The 17,868-nt window shown below is 71.1% G+C and carries 15 protein-coding genes; 11 read left to right on the forward strand and 4 right to left on the reverse strand.

Annotated elements, in window-relative coordinates; all coding sequences use genetic code 11:
• From AB6807_RS27295 to lplT, 9 genes are all read left to right on the forward strand, one after another.
• The coding region (locus AB6807_RS27295; RefSeq protein ID WP_371086992.1) for a SpoIIE family protein phosphatase at window positions 1–831 on the forward strand (831 nt) is incomplete at its 5' end.
• A gap of 3 nt (window positions 832–834) precedes the next feature.
• Window positions 835–1,704, forward strand: a complete 870-nt coding sequence (locus tag AB6807_RS27300) for a sensor histidine kinase (RefSeq protein ID WP_371086993.1) — start codon at window positions 835–837, stop codon at window positions 1,702–1,704.
• Window positions 1,701–3,782 carry a response regulator gene (locus tag AB6807_RS27305; RefSeq protein ID WP_371086994.1) on the forward strand — a complete coding sequence of 694 codons (2,082 nt, stop codon included), beginning with the start codon at window positions 1,701–1,703 and terminating at the stop codon, window positions 3,780–3,782. Before AB6807_RS27300 ends, AB6807_RS27305 begins: the two co-directional genes overlap by 4 nt.
• 173 nt (window positions 3,783–3,955) lie before the next feature.
• Window positions 3,956–6,415, forward strand: coding sequence for a catalase (locus tag AB6807_RS27310; protein ID WP_371086995.1), 2,460 nt, complete (start codon window positions 3,956–3,958; stop codon window positions 6,413–6,415).
• A gap of 143 nt (window positions 6,416–6,558) precedes the next feature.
• Entirely contained in the window at window positions 6,559–7,524 is a 966-nt protein-coding gene (locus AB6807_RS27315) for an iron-containing redox enzyme family protein (RefSeq protein ID WP_371086996.1), read from the forward strand.
• Window positions 7,518–8,471 carry a methyltransferase gene (locus AB6807_RS27320; protein ID WP_371086997.1) on the forward strand — a complete coding sequence of 318 codons (954 nt, stop codon included), beginning with the start codon at window positions 7,518–7,520 and terminating at the stop codon, window positions 8,469–8,471. Before AB6807_RS27315 ends, AB6807_RS27320 begins: the two co-directional genes overlap by 7 nt.
• Complete coding sequence (locus AB6807_RS27325; protein ID WP_371086998.1) at window positions 8,471–9,610, forward strand: hypothetical protein; 1,140 nt, start codon at window positions 8,471–8,473, stop codon at window positions 9,608–9,610. Before AB6807_RS27320 ends, AB6807_RS27325 begins: the two co-directional genes overlap by 1 nt.
• A gap of 15 nt (window positions 9,611–9,625) precedes the next feature.
• A complete protein-coding gene (locus AB6807_RS27330) occupies window positions 9,626–10,426 on the forward strand; it encodes a GNAT family N-acetyltransferase (protein ID WP_371086999.1) in 801 nt (266 codons plus the stop codon).
• On the forward strand, window positions 10,423–11,682 hold the full coding sequence (gene lplT, locus AB6807_RS27335) for a lysophospholipid transporter LplT (protein ID WP_371087000.1): 1,260 nt from the start codon (window positions 10,423–10,425) through the stop codon (window positions 11,680–11,682). Before AB6807_RS27330 ends, lplT begins: the two co-directional genes overlap by 4 nt.
• A 52-nt stretch (window positions 11,683–11,734) precedes the next feature.
• On the opposite strand, the gene AB6807_RS27340 is transcribed toward lplT, so the two are convergent.
• Window positions 11,735–13,123 (reverse strand): tryptophanase, encoded by a 1,389-nt coding sequence (locus tag AB6807_RS27340; RefSeq protein WP_371087001.1) that lies wholly within the window; start codon window positions 13,121–13,123, stop codon window positions 11,735–11,737.
• Between the two features lie 204 nt (window positions 13,124–13,327).
• Here AB6807_RS27340 and AB6807_RS27345 point away from each other — a divergent pair, with 204 nt between their 5' ends.
• A complete protein-coding gene (locus AB6807_RS27345) occupies window positions 13,328–13,801 on the forward strand; it encodes an Lrp/AsnC family transcriptional regulator (protein ID WP_116914092.1) in 474 nt (157 codons plus the stop codon).
• Window positions 13,802–13,855: 54 nt separating this feature from the next.
• Here the strand turns inward: AB6807_RS27345 and AB6807_RS27350 are convergent, their stop codons facing one another.
• Window positions 13,856–15,952, reverse strand: a complete 2,097-nt coding sequence (locus AB6807_RS27350) for a TonB-dependent receptor (protein ID WP_371087002.1) — start codon at window positions 15,950–15,952, stop codon at window positions 13,856–13,858.
• An 86-nt stretch (window positions 15,953–16,038) separates the two neighbouring features.
• Between AB6807_RS27350 and AB6807_RS27355 the strand changes: the two genes are divergently transcribed.
• A complete protein-coding gene (locus AB6807_RS27355; protein WP_371087003.1) occupies window positions 16,039–16,410 on the forward strand; it encodes a hypothetical protein in 372 nt (123 codons plus the stop codon).
• Window positions 16,411–16,420: 10 nt separating this feature from the next.
• Here the strand turns inward: AB6807_RS27355 and AB6807_RS27360 are convergent, their stop codons facing one another.
• Both AB6807_RS27360 and AB6807_RS27365 read right to left on the reverse strand, forming a co-directional pair.
• On the reverse strand, window positions 16,421–17,422 hold the full coding sequence (locus AB6807_RS27360) for a trans-acting enoyl reductase family protein (protein ID WP_371087004.1): 1,002 nt from the start codon (window positions 17,420–17,422) through the stop codon (window positions 16,421–16,423).
• A complete protein-coding gene (locus AB6807_RS27365) occupies window positions 17,419–17,853 on the reverse strand; it encodes a VOC family protein (protein WP_371087005.1) in 435 nt (144 codons plus the stop codon). The genes AB6807_RS27360 and AB6807_RS27365 overlap by 4 nt, the downstream gene beginning before the upstream one ends.
• Window positions 17,854–17,868 lie beyond the last annotated feature (15 nt).

Raw genomic sequence — 17,868 nt, forward strand, 5'->3', positions numbered from 1 at the left:
GAAGGCCCCGGCATCCCCGACATCGCACTGGCGATGCGCGACGGCCATTCGTCGGGCAGCACGCCGGGCACCGGCCTGGGCGCGGTGCGCCGGCTGGCGAACGACTTCGACATTCACTCCGCGGTGCCCGAGGGCACCGTGAGCGTGGCGCGGGTGCGGCCCACGCCGGCGGCGGAGACCGTCGACGCGGCGCCGTCGTCGCTGTCGTCACCGTCGGCCCCGCTGCACATCGGCGCCATCTGCCTGCCCGCGCCGCACGAGACGGTCAGCGGCGACGGCTGGGCCGCCGCCATGCATGGCGGACCCGACCCGCATGGCGAGCACGGCGAGCAGCTGCTCACCGTGCTGATGGCCGACGGCCTGGGCCACGGCCCCGAGGCGGCCAAGGCCTCGCAGGCCGCCACGGCCGCTTTTGCCGCGGCGCCCGACGCCGACCTGCGCGACACCGTGCAAAGCGTGCACCGCGCGCTGCAGACCACGCGCGGCGCCGCCGTGTGCGCGCTGCGCGTGGACACGGCGGCCGCCAGCGTCAGCTACAGCGGCGCCGGCAACATCGTGGGCCGGGTGCTTTCGGGGGTGTTCGACAAGTCGCTGGTCACCCAGCACGGCACCGCCGGCATGCACATCCGCAAGCCCGAGACCACCTCGCTCGCGCTCCCGCCGCATGCGCTCGTGGTGCTGCACAGCGACGGCATCGAGACCCGCTGGAGCGTCGACGCCATCCGGCCGCTGCTGCAGAAGGATCCCACGCTGGTGGCGGCCGTTCTTTTGCGCGACCATACCCGGCACCGCGACGACGCCACCGTCGTCGTGATCCGCCAAAAGGAATAACCGATGAACAGCACCGTCGTTGACGACCGTGAAGATGCGCTGGCCCAGAGCCGGCGCGAGGTCGACGAGCTGCGCGCGGAGCTCGAGGAGACCAACCGCGGCGTGGTGGCGCTGTACGCCGAGCTCGACGCCCAGGCCGAACAGCTGAAGAAGGCCACCGAGCTCAAGAGCCGCTTCCTGGCCTACATGAGCCACGAGTTCCGCACGCCCATCAGCGCCATCCGCAGCATTGCCCGCCTGCTGAGCGACCGCGTGGACGGCCCGCTCACGCCCGAGCAGGAAAAGCAGGTCGGCTTCGTCGACACCACCGCCACCGAGCTGGCCGAGATGGTCGACGACCTGCTCGACCTGGCCAAGATCGAGGCGGGCCGGGTCGACATCTCGCCGGCCTGGTTCGAGATGGTCGACCTGTTTTCCGCGCTGCGCGGCATGTTCCGCCCGGTGCTGCACAACCCCGACACCGCGCTGATCTTCGAGGAGCCCGAGGGGCTGCCCCGGCTGTACACCGACGACCGCAAGCTCTCGCAGATCTTGCGCAACTTCATCTCCAACGCGCTCAAGTTCACGCCGCACGGCGAGGTGCGGGTGACCGCGGCGCGCGTGGGCGAGGACACGGTGAAGTTCTCGGTGTCCGACACCGGCATCGGCATCGCGCCCGAGCACCACGCGGCCGTGTTCGACGATTTCTCGCAGGTCGACTCGCCGGTGCAGAAGCGCCTGCGCGGCACCGGCCTGGGCCTGTCATTGAGCCGGCAGCTGGCGGTGCTGCTGGGCGGGCACGTGGAGGTGGCGAGCGAGCTGGGCAAGGGCTCGGTGTTCTCGGTGACGCTGCCGTTGCAGATGCAGGGCCAGGGGCAGGCCGGAGGGCGATGACCATGTCGCTCGAACCCCTCATCAACACCTCGATCGACCGCTCTCGCCACACCGTGCTGGTGGTGGACGACAACCCCACCACGCGCTACGCCACCACGCGCGTGATTCGCGCCGCGGGCTTCGAGACGCGCGAGGCCGGCACCGGCGGCGAGGCGCTGGTGCTCGCGTCGCAGCACATCTCGGCCGTGGTGCTCGACGTGCACCTGCCGGACTTAAGCGGCTTCGAGGTGTGCCGCGAGCTGCGCATCAAGCCTTCGACCGCCACGCTGCCCGTGGTGCACCTGTCGGCCACCTTCGTGCGCAACGAGGACAAGGTGGCCGGCCTGAACGCCGGCGCCGACGCCTACCTGGTGCACCCGGTGGAGCCGCCGGTGCTCATCGCCACGCTGCAGGCGCTGATTCGCGCGCGCATGGCCGAGGAAAAGCAGCGCAACAGCGAAGCGCGCTTTCGCGCCATCTACGACCAGGCGCCCACCGGCATGGCGCTGATCGACGCCGAGGGCCGTTTCGCCGACGTGAACCCCGCCATGGTCGCCATGCTGGGCCAGTCGCGCGACGCGCTCATCGGCCAGCCGGTGAGCGCCTTCGCGCCCGAGGAGTGGATGGCCTTCGTGAAGGCGCACACGGCGGGCGACCTGGGCACCGGCACGTCTGCTTCGGGCGTGGCGGGAACGGCTGGTACACCGGTCACGCTCGGCCACGCCGTCCCCCCGAGCGCGCCCTGGAAGGGCGAGTTCCCGCTGCTGCGCCAGGACGGCTCGTGGATCCGGCTCGAATGGACCATGTCCGCGCAGATCGAGCCGGGCCTGCGCGTGGGCATCGCGCTGGACGTGTCCGAGCGCTTCGAGCTCGAGGGGCGCCGCCGCGAAGTGCTCGAGCGCGAGCAGGCCGCGCGCGCCGCCGCCGAGCGCCTGAGCCGCACCAAGGACGACTTTGTCGCCGTGCTCTCGCACGAACTGCGCAACCCGCTCAACGCCATCGGCGGCTGGGTGCATGTGCTGAAGGTGGGCAACCGCACGCCCGAGCAGATGGAAAAGGGCCTGAGCGCCATCGACCGCAGCGTGAAGGCGCAGACGCGGCTCATCGCCGACATCCTGGACGTGTCGCGCATCAGCTCCGGCAAGCTGCGCCTGCACCAGGAATGGATAGAGCCGCGCGGGCTGGTCAGCTCGGCCATCGAGGCGCTGGCCGCGCCGGCCACCGCCAAGCAGCTGACCATCGTGTTCGACCAGGCACCGGCCGACCCGCCGGGCTGGCTGGACGCCACGCGCTTCCAGCAGATCGTGTGGAACCTGCTGTCGAACGCCATCAAGTTTTCCGACGTGGGCGGGCGCATCGTCATCGAGCTGCAGCGCGAGGGCGACCTGCTGCACCTGTCGGTGCGCGACTTCGGCCGCGGCATCAGCCCCGACTTTCTGCAGCACCTGTTCGACCGCTTCTCGCAGAGCGATTCGCCGGACAACCGCTTCCACGGCGGCCTGGGGCTGGGGCTGTCGATTGTGAAGAACCTGGCCGAGCTGCACGGCGGCAGCGTGTCGGCGCACAGCGAGGGCGAAGGCCAGGGCGCCGTGCTGCAGGTGGTGCTGAGCGTGGTGCCCTCGGGCGACGCGCCCATCCTGCTGCTCGACACGCCCAGCCTCGACACCCGGCCGACCGGCTCCCCGGCGCCCACCGACCGCGTGCTCGCCGGCCTGGACGTGCTGGTGGTGGAAGACAACGCCGATGCGAGCGAGATCATGACCGTGGTGCTGGCCGACGCCGGCGCCACCGTGCGCCTGGGCGTGGACTTCGACAGCGCGCTGCAGCTGTTCGAGCAGAAGTGGCCCGACGTGCTCATCAGCGACATCGGCCTGCCGGGCCGCGACGGCTACGACCTGATCCGCGAGGTGCGCCAGCGCGAGCGCGCCCTGGGCAAGCCGCGGCTGTTCTCGGTGGCGCACACCGCCTTCACCCGGCCGCAGGACCATGCCAAGGCGACCGAGGCGGGCTTCGACGCCCACCTGGGCAAGCCGCTGCAGCCGCATGCGCTGCTGGCGCTGATCTGCGGGCGGCCGGCGGGGCCGCTGCAGCAGGCTTAAGAAAGCCTATCGGCCTTTCAGCTTCTCTCGCTTCGCCCCACGCCCCGGCGAAGCAACGGCCCACCCGCTTCGGGTTTCGGCCTTCGCGCGGCCCGGTCCTACAGCCGGGGCCCTTGCGTGCTCCCACTGTTCGCATCCCTTCTACGCGATACACCCGACCGGAGCACCCCCCCATGGCCACACGCACGGACAAGACCAAGATCAAGCCCCAGCCCAGGGACAAGGACAAGACCCCCCAGCCATCCGACATCGCCACCCAGGCCGCTGCCCGCAACACCGACAGCGCGCCCGCCCACCCCGGCCCCGCCGTGCCGGGCGACGGCCCCTCGCAACGCGCCGCCGACACGCAGGCCCTTGCAGCCGCCATGCCGGCCAACACCAACAAGCCGCTGGAGCACGGCATGGACAACGCGCTGTCGCCGCCGCAAGGGCTCGGCGTCACGCCCGCGTCGCGCCTGCCCGGGGGCAGCTCGCTCAGCGAAAGCAGCAGCTCCGACAAGGTCGGCGGCGTCGCGGCCGAGGGCGTGAACGCGACCATCGGCCCGCTGGACCGCGTGCGCGTGGACGCCACCGGCCAGGTGCTCACCACCAACCAGGGCGTGCCCATTGCCGACAACCAGAACTCGCTGAAGGCCGGCCTGCGCGGGCCGGTGCTGCTGGAGGACTTCATCCTGCGCGAGAAGATCACGCACTTCGACCACGAGCGCATTCCCGAGCGCATCGTGCATGCACGCGGCTCGGGCGCGCACGGCTTCTTCGAGTGCTACGAGCCGCTCACGCAGCACACCATGGCCGCGCCGTTCCAGGAGGCCGGCAAGGTGACGCCGGTGTTCGTGCGCTTTTCGACCGTGGCCGGCGAGCGCGGCTCCAAGGACACCGCGCGCGACGTGCGCGGCTTTGCCGTGAAGTTCTATACCGACCAGGGCAACTGGGACCTCGTGGGCAACAACATGCCGGTGTTCTTCATCCAGGACGCCATCAAGTTCCCCGACCTCGTGCACGCGGTGAAGCCCGAGCCCCACCACCAGATGCCGCAGGCCGCCTCGGCGCACGACACCTTCTGGGACTTCGTGGGGCTGATGCCCGAGTCGACCCACATGCTGATGTGGCAGATGAGCGACCGCGCCATTCCGCGCAGCTACCGGATGATGCAGGGCTTCGGCGTGCACACCTTCCGGCTGGTGAACGACGCGGGCGAGTCGGTGTTCGTCAAGTTCCACTGGCAGCCCAGGCTGGGTACGCACTCGCTGGTGTGGGACGAGGCGGTGAAGATCTCGGGCGCCGACCCCGACTTTCACCGCCGCGACCTGTGGGAGGCCATCGACGCGGGCGAGTACCCCGAGTGGGAGCTGGGCCTGCAGATCTTCACCGAGGAGCAGGCCGCGGGCTTCAGCTTCGACGTGCTCGACGCCACCAAGCTGGTGCCCGAGGAACTGGTGCCGGTGCAGCTGGTGGGCCGCATGGTGCTCAACCGCAACCCCGACAACTTCTTCGCCGAAACCGAGCAGGTGGCCTTCTGCACCGCGCATGTGGTGCCGGGCATCGACTTCACCAACGACCCGCTGCTGGCCGGGCGCATCCACTCGTACGTCGACACGCAGATCTCGCGCCTCGGCGGCCCGAACTTTCACGAGCTGCCGATCAATGCGCCGCTGGCGCAGGTGCACAACAACCAGCGCGACGGCATGCACCGCCAGGCCGTGCACCGCGGCCGCGTGGCCTACGAGCCCAACTCGCTGGCCGGGGGCTGCCCGTTCCAGGCCGGCGCGGCGCAGGGCTTCCAGAGCGTGGCGCGGCGCATCGACGTACAGGCGTCCAGCGACAAGGTGCGCGGCAAGCCCGAGAAGTTTGCCGACCACTACACGCAGGCTGCGTTGTTCTTCGAGAGCCAGACGCCCGCCGAGCAGGCGCACATCGCGGCCGCGTTCCGCTTCGAGCTGTCGAAGGTGACGGTGCCGGCGGTGCGCGAGCGCATCGTGGCGAGCCTGGTCAACGCATCGCCTGACCTGGCCGCGAAGGTGGCCGCCGGGCTGGGCATGAAGAGCGTGCCCGCGGCGCTGCCGCGCGCGCTGCAGACGCCAGCGGCGCCCGAGGTGTCGGCCTCGCCCGCGCTGTCGCTCATGGCACGGCCCGGCGATGGCGGCATCCGCTCGCGCAAGATCGCGCTGCTGGTGGCCGACGGCGTGGACGGCGCCGCCGTTGCCACGCTGCAGGCGGCGCTGTTCGCCGCGGGCGCGGTGCCGCGCCTGGTGGCGGCCCGGCTCGGCCCCGTGACCACTGCCGGCGGCGACACGCTGGAGCCCGACGCCACGATGGAGAACAGCCCGGGCTTCCTGTTCGACGCGCTGGTGCTGCCCGACGGCGCCGCCGCGGCCGAAGCGCTGGCGGCGGACGGCCACACGATGGAGTTCATCAAGGACCAGTACCGCCATTGCAAGACCATCCTGGCGCTGGGCGCGTCGCAGGCGCTGCTGGGCGACGCCGGCATTCCGCTGCAGCTGCCCGACGGCTCGCAGGACCCCGGCCTGCTGCTGTCGGACGCCTCGCAGGCGCAGGCGGTGGCGGCGGAGTTCATCGCCGCGGTCGGCCTGCACCGGCACCCGTCTCGCGACAGCGATCCGCCGCGGGTGTGAGGGGCGGCCACCCGCGGGGTCGAGGCGCGGAGAACAGGCCGGGGAACGGGCGGGGGAAGGATTTGTAGCCGCTGTCTGACGGACAGCGGCGGCGCAAAAGCGCACGCTGCCCCTTTTCATCCCACGGACGAGGAGGACCGAGCATGTCCGCACACGACATCAAGGACCCCGGCCTGCATTTGGCGAAGGTGGTGCAAGCGGTGCAAGCGGCACAGGCACGGGCGCCGTTGCCGCCGCCGCACAAGCTCCACCGCCGCCTGGCCCGCTTCAACGCCACGCGGCTGGCGCCCGCGCAGCCTTCGCTGAACTGGCAGGACGACCTCGCGCGCGAGCACGCGCACCGCCTGCTGGAAGGCCGCTTCCTCGAAGACATGCGCGCCGGCGTGCGGGCCGCGGCCTGCGTCTCGGCCGGCAACGCGGGGCACTTCGTGCACTGGTTCGAAGCGCTCGCGCACGACGGCCCCGGCCAGCGCCACGCGCTGTTCGACTGGCTCGCGCAGGAGGCCACGCTGGCGCAGATGCGCTGGTTCCTCACGCAGGAGGCCGCGAGCGAGGCCGGCTTCGAAGACCTGCTGGCCTACACCCAGGTCAAGCTGCCGCCGCAGCCCAAGCTGGAGTGCGCGCGCAACTTCTGGGACGAGATGGGCCACGGCAAGCAAAGCGCCATGCACGGCGAAATGCTGGCGCACATGGTGCGCGAGCTCGACCTGCGCCCGAACATCGAGACCACCGTGTGGGAATCGCTCGCGCTGTCGAACACCATGGTCGGGCTGGCAACCACGCGCCGCTATGCGTACCACGCCATCGGCGCGCTGGGCGTCATCGAGCTCACGGCCCCGGGGCGCGTGAAGCAGGTGGCCGCCGGCATGCGCCGCCTGGGGCTCAGCGGGCGCGCGCGGGCCTACTTCGACCTGCACGGCGCGCTCGACGTGTCGCATGCGCGCGCCTGGCTGCGCGAGGTGATCCACCCGCTGGTCGACGAGGACCCGGCCTGCGGCCAGTTCATCGCCGAGGGCGCGCTGATGCGCCTCGAATGCGGCGCGCGCTGCTTCGAGCGCTACACCGAGGAACTGCACGCCCTGCACACCCTGGAGCCTGCCGCATGCTGACCCACGCCGCCACCGTGCTGCGCCAGGTGGCCGCCAGCGGCTACCGCTTCACCACCGTGACGCCGCTCACGCACCAGCGCGTGCTCGCGCGGCGCGGGCGCGAGCCGGGGGCCACGCTGCGCGACGTGTTCGGCTGGAACCTGTCGTTCGAGGCCGGCGCGCTGCCGCCCGCGCTGCTGGCCGACATGGAGCACGCGGGCCTGGTGCGGCGCACCGGCACGCTGCTGCGCAGCAACGTGCGCATCGCCAGCCTGGGCGACGACCTGTTCTTTCACTCGGCATTTCCGACGGTGGAAGAAAACGCCGTGTTCTTCGGGCCCGACACCAGCCGCTTCGCGCGCTTCGTGCTGCATGCGCTCACGCAGCGCCGGGCGCAGGCGCGTGCCCGCGTGCTGGACGTGGGCTGCGGCAGCGGCGCGGGCGGCATCGCGGTGGCGCGCGCGCTGGCCGCCACGGGCACGCCGGCGAGCGTGGTCATGAACGACATCAACCCGCTGGCGCTGCAGTACGCGGCGGTCAACGCCGAAGTGGCGGGCGTGCCGGTGACGCTGGCGCAGGGCGACGCGCTGTCGGCGGTGGAGGGCGAGTTCGACCTCATCGTGTCCAACCCGCCCTACCTCGACGATGCCGCGCAGCGCGCCTACCGCCACGGCGGCACGCGCCTGGGCCGGGCGCTGAGCGCGCGCATCGCGGCCGAGTCGCTCAAGCGGCTGGCGCCGGGCGGGCAGCTGCTGCTGTACACCGGCGTGGCGATGGTCGACGGCGAAGACCCGTTCCTGGCCGAGCTGCGCCCGGTGCTCGAAGCCTCGGGCTGCGAGTGGTCGTATGCGGAGATCGACCCCGACGTGTTCGGCGAAGAGCTGGAGCGGCCGGTGTATGCGCACATCGACCGCATCGCGGCGGTGGGGCTGGTGGCGACGCGCACCCAGACGCGGGAGCCGGGCTGATGGCCGCCAGGCTGGACCTCGACCTGGCCCCGGACCCTGGCCTGGACCTGGGCAGCGGCACAGACACCGAAAAGTTCGCCGAGGCACGCGCCTGCAGCGTGCTGGAGCGCATGCCCAAGTGGCTCATCTGCGTGCCGCTGGTGGTGCAGTGGCTGTGGTTGTCCGCGCGCTACGGCGGCCCCACGGTGCCCTCGGCCGCCAACCCGCACCTGACCGCGGGCGGGCTGGTGGGCGAAGGCAAGCTGGAGTACTTCCGCGGCATGGGGCCGCTGGCGCGGTCGCTCACCGCGGACCACTGCGCGGTGGTCAACGACGGCCCGCCCGGCGAAGCCTCGCTGGCCCGCGCGACGCAGGCGATGGCGCAGGCCGGCCTCGCGTTTCCCGTGGTCGCCAAGCCCGACCTGGGCCTGTGCGGCTACGGCGTGCGCCTGCTGCACGACACGGCCGCGCTGCAGGCCTACCTGGCCGCCTTTCCGCGCGGCGAGACCGTGGTGCTGCAGCGCTACCTGCCGCAAGAGGGCGAGGCCGGCATCTTCTATGCGCGCGACCCGGTCACCGGCGAAGGCCGCGTCATCGGCCTGGCGCTGCGCTACTTTCCGCGCGTGACGGGCGACGGCCGCAGCACCGTGGCGCAGCTGGTGGCCGCCGACGTGCGGGCGCGGCGCATCGCGCGCTCGCCGCGCCACCAGTGCAGCGTGCCGCCCGACAGCGTGCCCGCGGCCGGGCAGCAGGTGCGCCTGGCCACCATCGGCTCCACGCGCGTGGGCGGCCTGTACCGCGACGGCGCGGCGCTCATCACGCCGGAGCTGGTGCGCGCGGTCGACGCGGTGGCGCGCGACATGCCCGACTTTCGCTTCGGCCGCTTCGACGTGCGCTTCGACAGTCTGCGCGCGCTGGGCGCGGGGCGCGGCTTCACCATCATGGAAGTGAACGGCGCGGGCTCCGAGGCCATCGAGGCCTGGGACCCCGACACCGGCGTGCTGCAGGGCTTTCGCATGGTGTTCGCCAAGCAGCGGCTGCTGTTTCGCATCGGCGCTGCGCAGCGCAAGGCCGGCGTGCGGCCCATCGGCCTGCTCGCACTCGCGCGGCTCAACCGGCGGCAGAACCGCCTGGTCGACCGCTACCCGCCCTCCAACTGAGCCGACCACGACCGCATGCACAACGACAGACCCGCTCCCCTGCTCGAAACCCGCTGGGCCGATTGCGAAGAAGACGTGCGCGATGCGCAGCGCCTGCGCTACCGCGTGTTCGCCGAAGAAATGGGCGCGCGCCTGGCGCCGCCCGACGGCACGCCGCCGGGGCTGGACGCGGACCGCTTCGACCCCTTCTGCGACCACCTGCTGGTGCGCGCGGTGGACCCCGCGGACGCGGCGAAGGCCCCCGGCCCGCTCATCGGCACCTACCGCGTGCTGACGCCGGAGGCGGCCGCGCGCGCGGGCGGCTACTACACCGACACCGAGTTCGACCTGGCACCGCTGGCGCCGCTGCGCGGCCGCGCGCTGGAGCTGGGGCGCTCGTGCGTGGACGCGCAGTGGCGCTCGGGCAGCGTCATCATGGCGCTGTGGTCCGCGCTGGGGCAGTACATGGTCGAGCACCGGCTGGACACCATGATCGGTTGCGCCAGCATCGGCCTGGGCGACCAGGGCCTGGAGGCCGCGCGGCTGTGGCACCGGCTGTGCCGCACCCACCTGGTGGAGCAGCGCTGGCGCGTGGCCCCGCGCGTGGCCTTGCCGCTGGACGCGCACAACGCAAGCGATGCCGATGGCGACGCCGACAGCGACATGGCCCCGCCCGCGCCGCCGCCCCTCATCAAGGGCTACCTGCGCTGCGGCGCGCGGCTGCTGGGCCCGCCCGCGCTCGACGTCGCCTTCAACACCGCCGACCTGCCCATGATGCTGCGCGTGGACGACGTGTCGCCGCGCTACCGGCAGCACTTCTTCGGCGTGGACGCATGACGGTGCCGGTGCAGGTGGGGGTGTCGCCGGCGGTGGCTCCCGTGGTGGCCGGCGCCCGTTCCCGCCGCGCGCTGCGCTCGGTGGTGGCGGCGCAGTTCTTCAGCTCGCTGGGCGACAACGCCTTGCTGATCGTGGCCATCGGCCTGCTCATGCAGCGCCATGCGCCGGGCTGGATGACGCCGGCGCTGCGGCTGTTCTTCTACCTCTCGTACGTGCTGCTGGCCGCCTTCGCGGGCGCGGTGGCCGACGCCGCGCCCAAGGGCCGCGTGCTGATGGCCTCCAACCTCGTGAAGCTGGGCGGCTGCGCGCTGCTGGTGTGGCATGTGCAGCCGCTGGTGGCGTATGCGCTGGTCGGGCTCGGTGCGGCCGCCTATTCGCCGGCCAAGTACGGCATCCTGCCGGAGCTGCTGCCGCAGGACGAACTGGTCAAGGCCAACGGCTGGGTCGAGGCGAGCACGGTGGTGTCCATCCTGTTCGGCGTGGCGCTGGGCGGCGCGCTGGTGAACAAGGGCCATGCGCTGCCGGCCATCGGCGCGGTGTACCTGCTGGCGGCCCTGTGCACGCTCGGCATTCCGCACAGCCCGGCGCGCAACCGCAAGGCGCTGGCGCATCCGGGCGAGTTGCTGCGCGATTTCCGGCACTCGCTGGGGCTGCTGTGGGCCGATGCCGACGCGCGCATTTCGCTGGCCGTGACCAGCCTCTTCTGGGCGGCGTCGGCCACGCTGCAGTTCCTGGTGCTGCGCTGGGGCGCCGAGCAGCTCGGGCTCACGCTGGCGCAGGGCGCGCTGCTGCAGATCGCGGTGGCCGTCGGCATGGTGATGGGCGCCATGGGCGCGGCGCGCTGGTTTCCGCTGGAGCGCGCCAAGCGCGCGCTGCCGCTGGGCGTGGCGCTGGGCGCGGTGGTGATGGGCATGACGCTGGTCACGCAGACCGCGGTGGCAGTCGCGATGCTGGTGGGCATCGGCGCGCTGGCCGGGCTGCTGCTGGTGCCGATGAACGCGCTGCTGCAAAGCCGCGGGCTGCTGCGCATGCACCCGGGCCAGTCGATCGCGGTGCAGAACGCCAACGAAAGCACGGCCTCGCTGGCCATGCTCGGCGTGTACGGCGCGCTGCTGTGGCTCGACGCGCCGCTGCTGCCCACGCTGGCGGGCTTCGGCGGCTTCCTGGTACTGGCGATGGGCGCGATCTTTCTGTGGTCGCGCCGGCTCGGCGCGGCGCGCGACACGAGGGCGGCGCGGAAGGTGCAGGCGCCTTGAGGCGCCACCGCACGCGCCACTCCGCTACTCCGCTCCGCTACTCAGCTCTCAGCTACTCCGCCCAGCGGAACCGCGCCGTGAAGTTGCGCAGCAGCGCGGGCTCGTAGGTGAAGTCCAGCCCCCGGATCGCCTGCGCGCGTCGGGCCACCGCGGCGAGCCCGTCCGCCACATAGTCCATGTGGTCGTTGGTGTAGACCCGCCGTGGAATCGTCAGCCGCATCGACTCGAGCGGGGCCTTTTCCTGCACGCCGGTGAGCGGGTCGCGCCCCAGCAGCAGCGAGCCGATCTCCACGGCCCGCACGCCCGACTCGATGTACAGCTCGCACGCCAGTGCATGCGCGGGAAACTGCTCGCAGGGAATGTGCGGCAGCAGGGCCGCGGCGTCCACGAACACCGCGTGCCCGCCGGTGGGGTACTGAATGGGAATGCCCTCGGCGCGTAGCCGCTCGCCCAGGTAGGCGACCTGCCCGATGCGGTAGTTCAAGTAGTCGGGGTCCATCGCTTCCTCGAGGCCGACGGCCAGCGCCTCCAGGTCGCGGCCCGCCAGGCCGCCGTAGGTGATGAAGCCTTCGCTCACCACGCACCGCTCCTGCACCGCGCGGAACAGGTCTTCGTCGTCGCGAAAGGCGCAGAAGCCGCCGATGTTGACCAGCCCGTCTTTCTTCGACGACATGACCGCGATGTCGCCGCAGGACATCATCTCGCGCACGATCTCCGGAATGCTGTGCTGCGCGTACGCCGGTTCACGTTCGCGGATGAACCAGGCGTTTTCCGCGAAGCGGGTCGCGTCGATCACCACCGGAATGCCGGCGCGGCGCGCCATGTCGGAGGCCGCCCGCAGGTTGCCCAGCGCGACCGGCTGGCCGCCGGTGGTGTTGCAGGTGACGGTGGCGACGATGGCCACGATATTGGACGCGCCCTCGGTCTCGATGAGCCGCGCAAGCTCGGCCAGGTCGAAGTTGCCCTTCCAGTCGTGGTACTGGCGGGTGTCGAGCGCCTCCTTGTTGAGCGCGTTGAGGGCGCGCGCGCCGGCCAGCTCGATGTGCACCTTGGTCGTGTCGAAGTGAAAGTTCGACAGGAACACCGGCTGCTTCGCGCCGCGCCGCCTGACGAGCTCGGGGTAGAGCATCTGCTCCGCGCCGCGCCCCTGGTGCGCAGGCACGAGGTGCGGGTAGCCGAACACCTTGTCGATGGTCGCGACGAGCCGGTAGTAGCTCCGGCTGCCGGCATAGGCCTCGTCGGCGGCCATCATGGCGCTCCACTGCCGGTCGCTCATGGCGCCGCTGCCGCTGTCGGTCAGCAGGTCGATGTACACGTCGTCGCTGCGCAGCAGGAAGGGGTTGAGCCCCGCCTGCTGCAGCGCCTGCTCGCGGTGCTCGCGCGTCGTCATCGCGATGCGCTCGATGGTCTTGATGCGGAACGGCTCCGGTATGCGTTTCATGAGGTTTCCATGGCCGGGGGTGCGGCCGTGCAGCAGGCAGGTTGAAAAGGAAGGAAATTGCGTCGTTCGGCTGAACGACGTTCTTTCGTTGCGAAGGACAACCTGATTGTTCGATCTGCTGCTGGAAATGAGCTTCCATTTCTCTCGCTTGCGCATTGAAAAAGGAGAAACTCTTGTACGATCCGCGCTTTTCAAGAGAACATATTGCACATGCTCAAGCTCGACCGGATCGACGTGCGCATTCTTGGCCTGCTGCAGGAGAACGGGCGAATGTCGAATCTCGAGCTGGCCGAGGCCATCGGCCTGTCGCCGGCGCAGTGCAGCCGGCGCCACCACCGCCTGGAAGAAGGCGGCGTCATCGCCCGGTACGAGGCGCGCCTTCGGCCCGCCGCGGTGGGCCTGCACGTGACGGCCTTCGTGCACATCGGCATGGAGCGGGGCCACATGCGCGACCTCAAGCTGTTTCGCCAGACGCTGGCCGGGATGCCCGACGTGCTCGAGTGCCATTCGGTGACGGGGGATTTCGACTACGTGCTCAAGGTGATCGCGCGCGACCTCGAGGGGCTCAACGTGTTCCTCACCGAACGGCTGGTGGCGCTGCCGGGCGTCAACTTCGTCAGGTCGAGCGTGTGCCTGGAAGAAATCAAGCCGCGCTCGGGGCTGCCGCTGCCGGCGTAGCACGCCGGAACGGCTCGCCGGAAAGCGGCTTGCGCTCACGTGAGTTCGCGCGCCCTAGAACGTGTAGCGCGCGCTGACCCGCACGGTGCGCGGCTCCATCGGGTGCACATGGCGGTCGTTCACGCCGCCGTTGCAGCTGCCGCCCGCCACCTCGCCGGCGGTGCACGAGGCGTAGTAGTACTCGATGTCGTTGCCCTTGCGCCCCGCCAGGTTGAACACGTCCAGCCCCAGCGTGAGCTGGCGGTTGACCGCGTAGCGCGCGCCGAAGTTCAGCAGCGTGGTGGCGCGCGAGCGCACGGTGTTCAGCGTGTCGAGCGCGCGCGGCCCCATGTAGCGCAACCGCAGCGACGCGGTCAGCGGCCCTTCGATGTAGGTGATGCCGGCCGCCAGCACGCGCTCGATGGCGTTGTCCACGTAGTTGCCCTCGCCTTCGGGCGCCGCGCCCTTGAAGCGCGCGCGCGACAGCGCGGCGTCGACCTCCAGGCGCCAGGCGCGATCGAACTTCCAGCGCAGCGTGGCCTCCAGCCCGCGCCGCGAACTCGCACGCCCGGGCTCGGTGGTGCCCGCGTCGCCCACGTACACCAGCTCGGACGCGAGGTTGAGCTTCCACAGCGCCACCGTGGCCGTGAGGTCTTCGTTCGGCTGAAAGCGCCAGCCGATTTCCGCGCCGCGGCCCTTCACCAGCGCCGGCACGCGCTCGGCCGCCTCGCCCGTCTTCGGGTCGGCGGTGATGGCGGCGCCACGCACGTCGTTGCTGTGAAACCCCACGCCCGCGTTGAAATAGAACTCGTGCGCCGGCGTGGGCGCGAAGGCCAGGCCGAACTTGGGGCTGACCTGCGCGTCGTGCCCCTTGCCGCTGTTGAGCGGGCCGTACACCGGCTCGCGGCCCTGCACGTTGTAGCGCAGCGCATCGCCGCGCACGCCCACGTAGCCGCGCCAGCGCTCGCTGAAGTTCACCAGCTGCTGGCCGTACACCGAGAACAGGTCCTGCGAGACCTTGTCGTTGCGCACCGTGGCCAGGCGCTGGCGCGCCTCGGTGTCGTACAGGCCGACCTCGCCGATGCGGTCGCCGCGCCACTGCGCGCCGAAGCTCAAGAGGCCGTCGAGCCCCGCGATCTTGTTGCCCATCGAATGCGAGCCCTGCGCGCCGAACACGCGGCGCCGGTCGGTCTGCTCGAACTGGTCGCCGTTGACCGGGTTGTTCAGGAAATAGGTGAAGTCGGAGAACAGGTCGAAGCGGTAGTCGATGGCGTAGGCGCTGAACTCGGTGTCGCCGTTCGGGCCCTTGTCGAACCACTTGCCCGACAGGCTGATGCGCTGCGTCTTGCCGCCGTCGGTCGGGTTCAGGCTGCCGAAGCGCGGCAGCGCGCCGCTGTCGATGAGCCGCTCGGGCACCTGGTCGGTCGAGGTCCAGCTGCTCTTGTAGGCCATGCCGGTGATGCTGAAGCCGCGCGAGGGCGAGCCCTGCGAGTAGCGCAGCACCGCGTTGGCCTTCTTCAGGTTCTCGGGCACGTTCCACGGGCCGTTGTTGCCTTCGAGCTCGATGGCGCCCAGCCAGGTCTGGTCGGCCACGGTGCGCGAGCCCGCGGCCAGCAGGCGCTTGAAGTCGTGCGACCCCACCGTCACCTCGGCAAAGGGCGCCTCCAGCGCGCTGAAGTAGTCGAGCGAGGCGCTGCCGGCCAGCGAGAAGTCGCCGCTCTGCGCAAAGTACGGCCCCTTGCGGTAGCGCACGCCCGACACCAGCTCGGGCATCAGGAAGTTCAGGTCGGCATAGCCCTGCCCGTGGCCGTGCGTGGGCATGTTCACCGGCATGCCGTCCACCGTCACCGCGAAGTCGGTGCCGTGGTCGAGGTTGAAGCCGCGCAGGAAATACTGGTTGGCCTTGCCGTCGCCCGAGTGCTGCGTGGCCACCACGCCCGGCACCGCCTCCACGATGTCGCCCGGGCGCAGCTTGGGCCGCGACTGGTACGACTCGCGCTCCACCGCGCCTTCGCTCGCGCTGTCGGCCGTGCCGATGGCCGTATCGCGCGGGCCGACGATCTGGATCTCGGGCAGGTGGTTCTGCTGGTTGGGCTGGGCACAGGCAGCGGCGCTGCCGAACAGCGCCCCCAGCAGCCAGGGCCGCGAGGCCGTGCGGGACGGAAGTTTCATGGGGCGGTTGTCTCCAGCGGATTGTTCTGATGATGCACGGGCAGGTACATCGGTTACGCACGGAAACGCCCACCGGATGCGGGCGGGTGCCAGCAGCCGATAAGCTGGCCCGCATGGACACGCTGGCCGGCTTGCTGGTTTTCTTCCTGATCGGTCTGGCGGTGGTTCCCTTGCTGCTGCTGGGGCTCTACGTGCTGGCGAGCTGGTTCGGGCTGGGCATGGCCGACCGCGTGCTGGCCGCGGCGGTCGGCATGCTGCGGCTGCAGTGGTTCGGCGCCAGCGTGCTGAACATCGTGGGCGGCCTCGCGCTCGCCGCGCTGGGCGTGTGGATGGGGCTGAGGCCGGACCCGGCGGCCTACCGGATGCTGGGGGCGCTGCTGGTGCCGTTCGGGCTGTGGCGAACGTTCAGGGGCGTTGCGCTGTCAGGCGCGTTCGCCAGGGACCGGGACGCGCCGTGATTCGAGTGCCCTAGGCGATGTGGGTGACCACCGTGCCCGCGATGCCCTGCGCAAAGTCGTCGCCGAACACGCGCGCCGGTGTCTCGAAGCCCGCCAGGTGCGCACCGCCGAGCACGCGCCGCGCCGCTTCCACGGCCGCCAGCGGCGTGTACGAATAGCCGTTCACCGTCTCGATGACGGCGCGAGCGACCTCGCCGCCCGCGCCGGTCACTTCGACCACCGCGCGGGCGCGCTGCGCATCGCGCTCTTCCTGGCTCGGCCCGTCGTGCAGTTCAGACAATTCGCCCGACGGAAAGGCCGTGCCCGTCACATTTACGAACATGGCGATGTCCGGAATGCCCGTCGAATGCCAGGCCGTGACGAGGTCGCCGAACGACAGCGGCGCGCACACGACTTCGCCGTCGCCATTGCCGAAGTCGAACAGCGCGGGCTCGGCCTCCGGCGTAGGCACGAGGGCTCCGTTCACGCGCGCCATCAGCCCCGCGCCCACGATTTCGCCGGCGCTCACGGCCGACCCGCGCGACATGGACCCGGCCACCTGCAGCGCGATGCGCAGCAACACGGGTTGCGCGACGCGCCGCGAGAGCTGCAGCGCCAGGCAGTCGGTGGGCACCACGTCCCAGCCGACGCCGGGCAGCAGCATCACGCCCGAGCGGGCGGCGTCCGGGCCGAGGCGCTCGGCCAGGCGGTACACGTTGATCTCGGCGGTGATGTCCAGGTAGTGCGCACCGGCCTCGATGCAGGCGCGCATCAGCGGCTCCGCGGTCCTGGCGAACGGGCCGGCGCAGTTCAGCACCGTGTGGAAGCCGGCCAGCGACGCGGCCAGGCTGGCCGCATCGAGTGGGAATGCGCTGGAAGGCAGGTCCAGCTCACGGGCCAGCGCGGCGAGCTTGCCCGCATCGCGCGCGGCAATGACGACATCGAGCCCCGCCGCCTTGGCCTGCAAGGCCACCATGCGGCCGGTGTAGCCGGTGGCGCCGTAGATGAGCACGCGACCGAGAACGCTGCTCATGGCTGCGCCGCCGCTGCATGCTGCCAGCTCTTGTAGACGAACTCCAGGCTGTAGCCGTCGGGGTCGAACACGTTGGCGGCGTAGTAGCGCGGGTCGTAGTGCAGCCGCGCCCCGGGTGCGCCGTTGTCCCTGGCGCCCGCGGCCATGGCGGCGCGGTAGGCGGCATCGACCGCGGCGGTGCCGTTCGCGACAAAGCCCACATGCATCGCCTGCACGGGCTGCCCCTGCCCCTGGCCATTCGCCAACCCGTCGCGCAGCCAGAAGAACACGCGCCCGTTCGCGCCGAAGCCCTTCAGGTCGGGATGGCCGGGCGGGCCGTCCTTGCCTGCGTAGTCGTGCCTGCGCGCGATGCCCAGCGGCGCCAGCGCCGCCGTGTAGAACGCCACCGAGCGCTCGACATCGCTCACCGGCAGGAAGATGTGGTCCAGCATGGAATGGCTCCTTGA

Source organism: Variovorax sp. RCC_210 (genome assembly GCF_041355175.1).
Taxonomy (GTDB): domain Bacteria; phylum Pseudomonadota; class Gammaproteobacteria; order Burkholderiales; family Burkholderiaceae_C; genus Variovorax.

What these genes read in the sequence shown, in the direction of transcription:
- AB6807_RS27310 (WP_371086995.1), top strand. Translation starts at nt 3,956, where the DNA reads ATGGCCACACGCACGGACAAGACCAAGATCAAGCCCCAGCCCAGGGAC.
- AB6807_RS27350 (WP_371087002.1), bottom strand. Translation starts at nt 15,952, where the DNA reads ATGAAACTTCCGTCCCGCACGGCCTCGCGGCCCTGGCTGCTGGGGGCG.
- lplT (WP_371087000.1), top strand. Translation starts at nt 10,423, where the DNA reads ATGACGGTGCCGGTGCAGGTGGGGGTGTCGCCGGCGGTGGCTCCCGTG.
- AB6807_RS27325 (WP_371086998.1), top strand. Translation starts at nt 8,471, where the DNA reads ATGGCCGCCAGGCTGGACCTCGACCTGGCCCCGGACCCTGGCCTGGAC.
- AB6807_RS27300 (WP_371086993.1), top strand. Translation starts at nt 835, where the DNA reads ATGAACAGCACCGTCGTTGACGACCGTGAAGATGCGCTGGCCCAGAGC.
- AB6807_RS27315 (WP_371086996.1), top strand. Translation starts at nt 6,559, where the DNA reads ATGTCCGCACACGACATCAAGGACCCCGGCCTGCATTTGGCGAAGGTG.
- AB6807_RS27340 (WP_371087001.1), bottom strand. Translation starts at nt 13,123, where the DNA reads ATGAAACGCATACCGGAGCCGTTCCGCATCAAGACCATCGAGCGCATC.
- AB6807_RS27365 (WP_371087005.1), bottom strand. Translation starts at nt 17,853, where the DNA reads ATGCTGGACCACATCTTCCTGCCGGTGAGCGATGTCGAGCGCTCGGTG.
- AB6807_RS27330 (WP_371086999.1), top strand. Translation starts at nt 9,626, where the DNA reads ATGCACAACGACAGACCCGCTCCCCTGCTCGAAACCCGCTGGGCCGAT.
- AB6807_RS27305 (WP_371086994.1), top strand. Translation starts at nt 1,701, where the DNA reads ATGACCATGTCGCTCGAACCCCTCATCAACACCTCGATCGACCGCTCT.
- AB6807_RS27360 (WP_371087004.1), bottom strand. Translation starts at nt 17,422, where the DNA reads ATGAGCAGCGTTCTCGGTCGCGTGCTCATCTACGGCGCCACCGGCTAC.
- AB6807_RS27320 (WP_371086997.1), top strand. Translation starts at nt 7,518, where the DNA reads ATGCTGACCCACGCCGCCACCGTGCTGCGCCAGGTGGCCGCCAGCGGC.